This window comes from Moritella sp., from assembly GCF_013215705.1.
Taxonomy (GTDB): domain Bacteria; phylum Pseudomonadota; class Gammaproteobacteria; order Enterobacterales; family Moritellaceae; genus Moritella.
On record NZ_JABSQR010000030.1, the window covers coordinates 54456 to 64842 of the forward strand.

The following is a 10387-nucleotide window of genomic DNA, read 5'->3' on the forward strand; positions in this document are numbered from 1 at the left end:
GACAGAGCAGGGCTAAGTGCTAGCCCTGCGGAGGGCTTACAGCAGTTTCTCAATATCTTTTACCATGCCTTTTGGCGAGAGTGTCGGAGCAAAGCGATCGACAACATTGCCGTCACGGTTAACCAAAAATTTAGTGAAGTTCCACTTGATGCCTTTACTACCTAATAGGCCAGTGGCTTCTGACTTAAGCCATTTATAAAGTGGGGCTGCATTATCGCCATTCACATCTATTTTGCTAAACATATCAAAAGTGACACCAAAATTAAGCTGACAGAATGAGTTGATATCAGCATCTGAACCTTTTTCTTGTTGCTTAAATTGGTTGCAAGGGAAGCCTAAAATAGCCAATCCTTTACTGGCATAGGTTTGCTGTAACTCTTCTAATTCTGCATATTGATTAGTAAATCCACATTTACTCGCTGTATTTACAATCAACACTGCTTGACCTTTATAATCACTGAGTTTTTTTTGTTCACCTGTGATCGTCGTTACTTCGAAATCATAAAGCTTAGTCATTTTAAGTTCCTTAATAATAGAATAAGCACGAGTGCTAATGTGTGATACTTAATTTAAGTTGTGCGCAATATATTGATTGTTAGTATACTAATATGCAAGGGTTTTCATATGTTAAATGTTATTTTGTAGTGTATTTTATAGTTGTTGCGTTAGCGGTCACAGATAAAAATTATAAACTGCCCTTGAAAACACTGATAACAAACCCATCTATCTATTAACAAATATATTCAGGTAGTTTGTTATCTGAATATGAATCACCCCATTAGAACAAAGGAACAAGTAATGACTGATACAGTTAATACTGAGACTCACGGCTTTCAAGCTGAAGTTAAGCAACTGCTTAAATTAATGATCCATTCTTTATACTCAAATAAAGAAATCTTTTTACGTGAACTCGTCTCTAATGCGGCAGATGCAGCCGATAAACTTCGTTTTAAAGCATTATCTGATAATAGTTTATATGGCGATGATGGTGAGTTACGCGTACGCATTTCGTTAGACAAAACGGCCCGTACAATCACGATTGATGATAACGGTATCGGCATGTCACGTGAAGACGTTATCTCACACCTAGGTACGATAGCACGTTCTGGTACCTCTGAATTCTTTGGCAACCTATCTGGCGATCAAGCGAAAGATTCGCAATTAATCGGTCAGTTTGGTGTTGGTTTCTATTCTGGTTTCATTGTTGCAGACATGATAACAGTGAATACCCGTGCAGCGGGCGCAGCAGCGGACCAAGCGGTACAGTGGGAATCAGAAGGTGAAGGCGACTACCGTCTAACTAATATCACCAAAGAAAGCCGCGGTACTGAAATTATCTTACACTTGCGTGAAGGCGAAGATGATTTATTGGATGCATGGAAACTGCGTCAAATCGTAAACAAATACTCTGATCACATCAGTATCCCAGTTGAAATGTGGAAAGAAGAACAACCTGAATTTGATGGTCCTGACGGTGAAAAAACACCTGCAGTACCAGGCGAATGGGAATCGGTAACACGTGCCAGCGCATTGTGGACATTATCGAAAAATGAGCTGAAAGATGAAGAATATAATGAGTTCTATAAGCACATTGCCCACGACTTTGAAGATCCACTAACATGGAGCCATAACCGTGTAGAAGGTAAGCAAGAATACACTAGCCTACTTTATATCCCGGCGCGCGCACCATTTGATATGTGGAACCGTGAAAAAGAACACGGTCTAAAACTGTATGTGCAACGTGTATTCATTATGGATGACGCAGAGCAGTTTATGCCAACTTACCTGCGTTTCGTGAAGGGTGTGTTAGATTCAAACGATTTACCACTAAACGTATCTCGTGAAATATTACAAGATAATAAGATCACAACGTCATTACGTACTGCTTGTACTAAGCGTGTACTAACTATGCTAGAACGCATGGCGAAAAATGATGACGAGAAATACTTGAAATTCTGGAATGAATTCGGTCAAGTGCTTAAAGAAGGTCCAGCTGAAGACATGGCGAATAAAGAGAAGATTGCTTCTTTATTACGTTTCTCTTCAACGTCTGTTGACGGCGCTGCACAAGAAGTTGGTTTCGGTAAATACATCGAAAACATGCAAGAAGGCCAAGACAAGATTTATTACATCACCGCTGATAACTACACAACTGCTGTGAAGAGTGCTTATCTTGAGATCTTCAAGAAAAAAGGCATTGAAGTTTTACTATTAACTGACCGTATTGATGAGTGGTTATTATCACATCTAACAGATTTTGATGGTAAACAACTGGTATCTGTAACTAAAGGTGATCTTGACCTTGGCGCGCTAGATGATGAAGATGCGAAAAAAGAAAAAGAAGAAGCGACAGAAGAATTTGCAAGTTTCCTTGAGCGTGCGAAGTCAACACTAGGTGACAAAGTAGCCGATGTTCGTTTAACTCATCGTCTAACAGAAACACCGTCTTGTATTGTTACAAATGAAGATGGCATGAGCAGTCAAATGATCAAGTTAATGGAATCTGCTGGCCAAGCTGTACCACCACAGAAGTACATTTTTGAGCTAAATCCTGATCACGAAATGATTAAACGTGTTGCTGATGAAACAGATGAAACCGTATTTGCAGACTGGGTTCAGCTACTGTTAGAACAAGCACAATTGACTGAACGTGGTAGCTTAGATGATCCTGCGGCATTTATTGCACGTATGAATCGCCTTATCGGTTAAGTACACTTTACAGCGTTTAGCAGTGTGGATACGTTTTTAACGTATTAGTCACAAAGCTGTATACGAAAAAGCAACAAAGTTGGGCTAGACTTGAACACATCGTATTTCACGTGTAGTCTAGCGCTTCTAAAATTTAAGCAGTTTAAGTAATTTAAACAAGTTAAAATCAATTTAAGGGCAATTTATGCGTATTATTTTATTAGGTGCACCAGGTGCAGGAAAGGGAACTCAAGCACAGTTCATCATGGAAAATTATGGTGTTCCGCAAATCTCTACTGGTGATATGCTACGAGCTGCTATTAAAGAAGGTTCTGAGTTAGGTCAAAAAGTTAAAGCTGTTATGGATAGTGGCCAACTAGTATCTGACGAACTAATTATTGAATTAGTTAAAGATCGCGTTAAGAAAGAAGATTGTGCAAAAGGTTTCCTACTAGACGGTTTCCCACGTACTATCCCACAAGCTGACGCTATGAAAGAAAACGGCATTGACGTTGATTTCGTACTTGAATTTGACGTGCCTGATGAAGAAATCGTTAAACGTATGAGTGGTCGTCGTGTTCACGCTCCTTCTGGTCGTGTTTACCACACTGTTTACAATCCGCCAAAAGTGGCAGGTAAAGATAACGAAACGGGTGATGAATTAACAATCCGTGTGGATGATGTTGAAGAAACTGTGCGTAAACGTTTAGGTATTTACCATGACCAAACTGCACCACTTATTGCTTATTATGGCAAAGAAGCGGAAGCAGGTAACAGCAAATATGTTACATTCGACGGTACACAAACTGTTGATGCGGTAAGCAAGCAATTAGCTGAATTACTTGGCTAGTCTGGCTCTTAATTGAGAGAGTTTTCTGTCGATTAATTTGTATACGGTTATGAAACCTCGAGCATGCTCGGGGTTTTTTTATAACTAAATCTCAGTGAGTTATTGGATCCAATACACTTAATCACATAGAATGTGCATACTCGTTTAACGAATAGTGATTATGTGTAATATGACTAAGCAAAGTATTTTATTGGTTAACCTAGGTACGCCGGAATCGGCAACCCCTGCGGGCGTTAAAGCATTTTTAAAACCGTTTCTTTCTGATCCTCGCGTTGTTAGCATTCCACGATTATTGTGGTTACCACTATTAAACGGTGTCATTTTACCTTTGCGTTGTAAACGTGTTGCTAAAGCTTATCAGTCTATTTGGTTTGACGATGGTTCACCTTTATTACATTACAGTCTATTACAGCAAAAAGCCTTGTCTTCCTTATTCGAAGACGCGGGTCAAAATGTCAATGTTGAACTGGCAATGACCTATGGTGAACGCAGTATTAAAGCGGCGATAGCTAAGTTACAGCAATCGGGTTCTGAACATATTGTGGTGCTTCCATTATTTCCGCAGTATTCGTCAACGACAACTGCGCCGGTATTTGATCAGGTAGCTCGCTATCTGCAGGCAACTATCGATGCACCGAGTGTGAGCTTAGTGAAGCATTATCATAATCATGATAGTTATATTGACGCATTAGCCTTAAGTATCGAACGTCATTGGCAAGAGCATGGCAGAGCAGAGAAGTTGTTATTGTCTTATCATGGCATCCCTAAGTTCCTTGTGGAAAAAGGCGATATCTATGCTGATCATTGCGTTGAAACAACCACCCTGTTGTGTGCGCGTTTAGGTATTACCGAAGATGAGGTGGTACATAGTTATCAATCCCGTTTTGGTAAAGCAGAATGGTTACAGCCGTATACCAATGAAACGTTAGTGCAGCTGGCTGCAAGTGGCACGAAGTCGCTAGATGTCATTGCACCTGCATTTGCGGTTGATTGCTTAGAAACATTAGAAGAAATGGCGATTGAAAACAAAGCCGTATTTGTGAATGCCGGTGGTGACGATTATCGTTTCATTGCTTGTTTAAATGACGATGAAGCACATATTCGTGCATTGCACGCCGTTGCGAGTGAGTATTTACGTTAGACATACAGATTTACTAGACATGCAGTATTTAGATTAAAGATAGCGTAGGGCGTTAATCTACGCTTAATGTTTACAGTTTTTTCATTAATATTTTCGAACGACGTTGTAAATTATACAACTCTTGCTTTTCAACGGGTAATTGTTCCAGTTCGACAGGTTCAAAACCGCGCTCTCTAAACCAATGGATACTGTGCGTTGTCAGCACAAACAGACGATCCATGCCTTGTTGCTTGGCTTGTTTCTCGATTTCTTTGACCAATAAGTCACCACGACTCAAGCGTCGATATTCAGGGTGGGTTGCGACACTGGCCATTTCAGCAATATTACCAGAGAAGCAATTAAGTGAAGCGCAGCCAATAATGGTGCCATCACGTTCGACCACTGTGAAGTGCTCGAAATCTCGTAATAACTGCTCTCTGGTGCGTTGTACTAGCATCCCCTGGTCAACTAAGGGCTGAGTGAGAAGCATAATGCCTGGCACATCTTCAATCTTTGCTGGTCGTGTTTGCTCGGCACTTTGGCGGACAATTTGAGTACCGACACCATCGCGCGAAAAAAGCTCTTGTAATAACGAACCATCGGTTTTGTAACTCACCAAATGACAACGGGGGACCCCAGCTACAGAAGCATTGATTGCCGCGCGTAAGTAAGAGGCTGTGCCTGTGTTTATTCCACCTTCCGTTTCAAGTTCGGCTAAACGCTCTTGCGCTTGTTCAGGAAACATTTCTGAAATTAAATTGCCGTTATAATCGAGTACGCCTTGTGCAGAGCAAAAGTTGATTAACTTATGGGCATTGAGTTTGATGGCTATTGTTGTCGCCACTTCTTCTGCACTGAGATTAAAACTTTCACCGGTGACAGAATAGCCGAGTGGGGGGATCACGGTGATCGCATTTTGCGCGAGTTGATATTCTAAAGCGTCAGTATCAACCCGGCGGACACGACCGGTATGGCAAAAATCAATACCCTCATCAATCCCCATTGGTTGTGCGGTAATGAAGTTACCACTGACGATATTAATTTTGACACCGTGCATTTGGGTATTGACCAGTCCCATAGAAAAAGCGGCGGTGATTTCATATTGAAGTTGACCAATAACTTGCTTAATTAACGGGAAGGCTTGCTCATCTGTGACGCGTCGGCGTTTATGAAACTGACTCTCGCAGTTATTATGGGCGAGTATGCTGTTGATTTGAGGACGTGCGCCAAAGACTAATACAATGCGAATGCCGAGAATATTTAATAAGGCAATGTCATTGACGATATTAATGAAATTAGCATGTGCTATGGCTTCACCACTCAATGTCAGCACAATTGTTTTATCTCGATGCGCATTGAGGTAAGGCGCTGATTGCCGAAACCAACGTACTAACTGGTTATCTTGTTGACTCAATTCCATCTCCTTGGATTTAACTTTTTAGTCTAGCAGCTAATATTCCTTAAATTGAAGATGAAATCAAGTCATCGTAGCTTGATTATTCAGTTTTCCAAAGAATATGGATAAACTTATCGTCAGTTTTTTTCTTGACCAGTACCCGGCCGAATACATCATTAAGTAAGTCGTTGTCATCAACTAAGCCAATGTGTAATTCGCAGTATTCATTTTCATTAATACCCATTGCCACGTTTGCAGGCCAATCATTGCCAAGGTCGACGATATCAACGGCACCGCGATCTTCGAATTGCATGGCAAATAAAATTTGATCTGCAGGTGATAATTGCTTCTGTGCATCTTCGAGGAAGGCGTCATAGGCAAAGTCAATTAGCTCGTCTTCAGTTTTTAATCGCATAGGGTTTCCACATTTAAGATATTTTTGCTGGATTTTACCTTAATCTCGCTGAGATACGAATATTTCTTACAATATCCATGACTTTTTTATGTGATTTGTAATTGCTTCCGAGTGAAATAGACGTTACATTGAATGCGGACAATATAACATTAGAGTATGAATGCCCAAGGGCGAATAAAGGAATATTAGTAGTATGCATTATCAAACAGACGACGTTAGAATACGTGAAGTAAAAGAATTATTACCGCCAATTGCAGTGTTAGAAAAATATCCTGCTTCTGATGATGTGACTAAAACAGTATTTGAATCACGTAATAGCATTAGCCAAATTCTTAAACAAGAAGATGATCGCCTTTTAGTGATCGTTGGTCCTTGTTCAATTCATGACACTGAGGCTGCATTAGAATATGCAGAGCGACTAGTGGCATTGCGTGTAAAGTATAAAGATACTCTCGAAATTGTGATGCGTGTTTATTTTGAAAAACCGCGTACAACGGTGGGTTGGAAAGGTCTAATCAACGACCCGTATCTAGATGACAGCTTTCAATTAAATGATGGTGTACGTATCGCACGTAAACTGTTACTTGATGTGAATGCAATGGGTTTGCCAACCGCTGGCGAATTCCTGGATATGATCACACCACAATATGTTGGTGATCTAATGAGTTGGGGCGCAATTGGCGCACGTACTACAGAGTCTCAAGTTCACCGTGAACTGGCTTCTGGTATGTCTTGCCCTGTTGGTTTCAAAAATGGTACTGACGGTACTATTAAAGTTGCTATTGATGCGATTGGCAGTGCAAATGCACCTCACCATTTCTTATCAGTAACTAAATTTGGTCACTCTGCGATTATCTCAACCGCAGGTAACCCTGATTGTCATCTTATTCTACGTGGTGGTAATAAGTCGACAAACTATTCTGCTGACGATGTAGCGTCAATTACCACTCAGTTAGAGTCTGCTAAGCAAGACGTTAATATCATGATTGATTTTAGCCATGCCAATAGCGAAAAGAAATTCCAAAAACAAATGGATGTTTCAACTGATGTTTCTGGCCAAATTAGTGCTGGTAATAAAGCTATCTTTGGTGTGATGGTAGAAAGTCACTTAATCGAAGGTCGTCAAGATCTTATTAATGGTAAAGTAGAAACTTACGGTCAAAGTATCACTGATGCTTGCATTGGCTGGGCTGACACCGAAACGATGATGGCACAGCTATCTGATGCAGTTGCTACACGCCGCACAGTGAAATAAGCCAGCGATAACCTGACTTGCATTACAACGCGGTTTAGGTATATAGTCCTAGCATATTATAAAGCACAAACTTTGGTTTGTGCTTTTGTCATTAAAGAGCGCACCAAAATGAAACGAATTATATTTTCTCTTGATGAAGTTTTGCCGATTGAAGCTGAAGCGTTAGCTGCAAAGACTTTTACCCCTACTTATGATGATCTTTGGGATCCGACAAAGTTTAAAGGTTCTAAAGTTATTGATGAACACGGTAACAATGAAGTTGAAGCATTAAGTAAAGGTCTTAACTTCTGGCCAGATGTTAATCAACTGAATCCTAAAAAGCTAACAGCACAATTAACCTTGATGGCTGAGCACGGCGTTTTCATTATGAACAATGTTTCAAGTGATATCTCGCCAATCGAGCGTGGTACGTTAGCGTATGCTCAAGGTTGCCACCCTGAGAACGATGCTGATTTTCAATTCAATCAAGATGAAGTTTTTGATGGTGAAATGGGTTCAATTACGATCCCTCTGGACTGGGTGAGCCGTTCTGTGAAAGCAGGCAAGAAACAGTTCATTATTGAACTTGGTGATGATGACGATGTACGTCTAATCATTAAATAAAGAATTAAATTAAATTGATAAAAAAAGCCTCTGGTTACTGTAACCAGAGGCTTTTTTATTTGTTCGAATAACGGTTAACGACTGTTTAATCTTTCTTGATTAACGACGTTTTTTCTTTGGCTTACGTTTTTTAATCTTCACGCCTTCAAGGGCTAAACGTTCAATCACTGCTTGTTTTTCTGCTTCAGCCATTGCTGGTGTTTCTAAACTGATGCGGCAGATCTTAGCGGTGCGTAATTCATTGATTAAAATAGCTGCAGCTTTGTTTAAATCAACCAAACCACCAGGGCCTAAACAACCACGACCACGACCAATATCTTCTAATAACTCTATGTCAGTCTTGTCTAGGTTATCTAGCTTATAACGTGCTCGCATTGCGTCTGGGTAGGTTTTACATAAGTATTCTGCTGCATACATACCGATGTCATCATATTCAATCGCAGTATCTTTAATTGCGCCTGTTGATGCTAAACGGTAGCCAGAAAGTGGGTTTTGTACTTTTGGCCATAACATCCCAGGAGTATCAGACAACACGATACCGTCGTCTAACTTGATACGTTGCTGCTGTTTCGTCACAGCAGGCTCGTTACCAGTTTTAGCAATAATACGATTTGCTAGGATATTAATCGTGGTTGATTTACCCACGTTTGGAATACCCATGATCATCGCTTTAATGACTTTATGAGCGCCTTCTTTATTTGGCACTAGCGCACGTATTAATTGCGGGATCTTTTTGATCTCAGACGGCTGTTGTGTCGTTAAGGCATAAGCTTTTACACCTTCTTCTAATTCTAAATATTCTAACCATTGCGCAGTAACGATGGGATCTGCAAGGTCGCTTTTATTGAGAATTTTAATACAAGGGGTATCACCACGTAAATCGGAGATCATTGGATTCGAGCTGCTATAAGGGATCCGTGCATCGAGTACTTCGATAATCAGGTCCATTTGCGGCATAACTTCCGCGATCTCTTTACGGGCTTTGTGCATATGCCCTGGGTACCACTGAATCGTTTGTTTACTCATTTGAAATATAAGCCTTTTATTTTTATCTTTTTATCACATGGGGTACGCTGTGGGGTACTCAATGTGTAGGTCTGAAAGTTGGTTGCTACCGCAGATAATAATATATCTTGCTATAGTCTTATAAACTGGCGCTAGTTTAACTCAAATAGTGATCTTTATCACCAGTGGTTAATGCTTCTATTCAAGTAATTATCTATTTTAATCTCTAAAACTATCAAGCATAGCCAACGTCCCTTTTTGATGTAAAGCTAGAACTTGAGTGCTTCAGAGGCTATTAGCTAGAGAATGCTAGGCGGCATAAGGTTTTGTAAGTACCCAAAATCATAAATTGGGTACTTAGTTTATTCATGCTGGTGGATAGTAATAAATAGCGTGACTAAATTTCTAAGTCCACAAAATATTTATCAACATCATCTTGGGTAATACCAATATAACGCAGTGTTACACCTTCAGATGAGTGGCGAAGCATCTTCATCACACGGGCTATATCTTTCGTGCTTTGATAAAGATGATAACCCCGAGTTTTTCGCATTGAATGTGTTCCCAGTGCGATATTCACTTCTTTACCTATCATTGCGAAGGCTTCAGGTACGGCACGTCGAGTAAGTGGTTTAGGGACTTTGTTGGTAGCTTGCTGATTACGGTAGGATTGAAAAAAATAAACATGGCTAGGATGTTCAGCTTGTATCTGCTTAATCGTGGTTAACGCCTTTTGATTTAGTTGGATATTGGCAATCTTACCTGTTTTCATTTCTTTAATGATAAGCGGTCGATATGAATATCATCGCTTCTTAATAGAAGCGAAACTGATGATTAAGCTGTTATCTGATAATCGCCTTGTTAATTCACCTGAAGTGATTGAAGACTTGGATATTGTGTTTCCCATTTCCGGCTGAAGTTAACCCGTATTTTCAATACGGTAATTAATCTGAAAGCTCAGAGTCCTCACAAATATAACTATATTTTGTAGAGGGGGGGGGGGGGGGGGGGGGGGGGGGGGGGTGGGGGGGGGGGGGGGGGGGGGGGGGGGGGGG

General features: G+C 40.5%; 9 protein-coding genes and 1 pseudogene. 5 read left to right on the forward strand and 5 right to left on the reverse strand.

The genetic code is table 11. The features are described from left to right. Nucleotides 1–36: 36 nt before the first annotated feature. Nucleotides 37–516, reverse strand: coding sequence for a glutathione peroxidase (locus HRT96_RS17860; protein ID WP_293159421.1), 480 nt, complete (start codon nucleotides 514–516; stop codon nucleotides 37–39). A 282-nt stretch (nucleotides 517–798) separates the two neighbouring features. Between HRT96_RS17860 and htpG the strand changes: the two genes are divergently transcribed. From htpG to hemH, 3 genes are all read left to right on the forward strand, one after another. Continuing rightward, nucleotides 799–2709, forward strand: a complete 1911-nt coding sequence (htpG, locus tag HRT96_RS17865) for a molecular chaperone HtpG (RefSeq protein ID WP_293159423.1) — start codon at nucleotides 799–801, stop codon at nucleotides 2707–2709. Nucleotides 2710–2893: 184 nt separating this feature from the next. Continuing rightward, the gene (adk, locus tag HRT96_RS17870; RefSeq protein ID WP_293159425.1) at nucleotides 2894–3538 is read left to right on the forward strand and encodes an adenylate kinase; all 645 of its coding nucleotides are present in this window, start codon (nucleotides 2894–2896) and stop codon (nucleotides 3536–3538) included. A gap of 160 nt (nucleotides 3539–3698) precedes the next feature. Next, complete coding sequence (gene hemH / locus HRT96_RS17875; RefSeq protein WP_293159427.1) at nucleotides 3699–4679, forward strand: ferrochelatase; 981 nt, start codon at nucleotides 3699–3701, stop codon at nucleotides 4677–4679. A gap of 70 nt (nucleotides 4680–4749) precedes the next feature. Here the strand turns inward: hemH and argA are convergent, their stop codons facing one another. Together argA and HRT96_RS17885 are read right to left on the reverse strand one after the other, a co-directional pair. Next, the gene (gene argA / locus HRT96_RS17880) at nucleotides 4750–6078 is read right to left on the reverse strand and encodes an amino-acid N-acetyltransferase (protein WP_293159429.1); all 1329 of its coding nucleotides are present in this window, start codon (nucleotides 6076–6078) and stop codon (nucleotides 4750–4752) included. Nucleotides 6079–6154: 76 nt separating this feature from the next. Further along, entirely contained in the window at nucleotides 6155–6469 is a 315-nt protein-coding gene (locus HRT96_RS17885; protein ID WP_293159431.1) for an HI1450 family dsDNA-mimic protein, read from the reverse strand. Between the two features lie 193 nt (nucleotides 6470–6662). Here HRT96_RS17885 and aroG point away from each other — a divergent pair, with 193 nt between their 5' ends. Then, nucleotides 6663–7724, forward strand: a complete 1062-nt coding sequence (gene aroG, locus HRT96_RS17890; RefSeq protein WP_293159433.1) for a 3-deoxy-7-phosphoheptulonate synthase AroG — start codon at nucleotides 6663–6665, stop codon at nucleotides 7722–7724. 108 nt (nucleotides 7725–7832) lie between these two features. Further along, the gene (locus HRT96_RS17895; protein ID WP_006030480.1) at nucleotides 7833–8327 is read left to right on the forward strand and encodes a DUF3085 domain-containing protein; all 495 of its coding nucleotides are present in this window, start codon (nucleotides 7833–7835) and stop codon (nucleotides 8325–8327) included. A gap of 99 nt (nucleotides 8328–8426) precedes the next feature. Here HRT96_RS17895 and ylqF read toward each other — a convergent pair whose 3' ends face one another. Together ylqF and HRT96_RS17905 are read right to left on the reverse strand one after the other, a co-directional pair. Continuing rightward, a complete protein-coding gene (gene ylqF / locus HRT96_RS17900) occupies nucleotides 8427–9353 on the reverse strand; it encodes a ribosome biogenesis GTPase YlqF (protein WP_293146759.1) in 927 nt (308 codons plus the stop codon). A 376-nt stretch (nucleotides 9354–9729) separates the two neighbouring features. Beyond that, nucleotides 9730–10119 (reverse strand): annotated as a pseudogene (locus tag HRT96_RS17905) (tyrosine-type recombinase/integrase); the annotation flags it as partial. Nucleotides 10120–10387 lie beyond the last annotated feature (268 nt).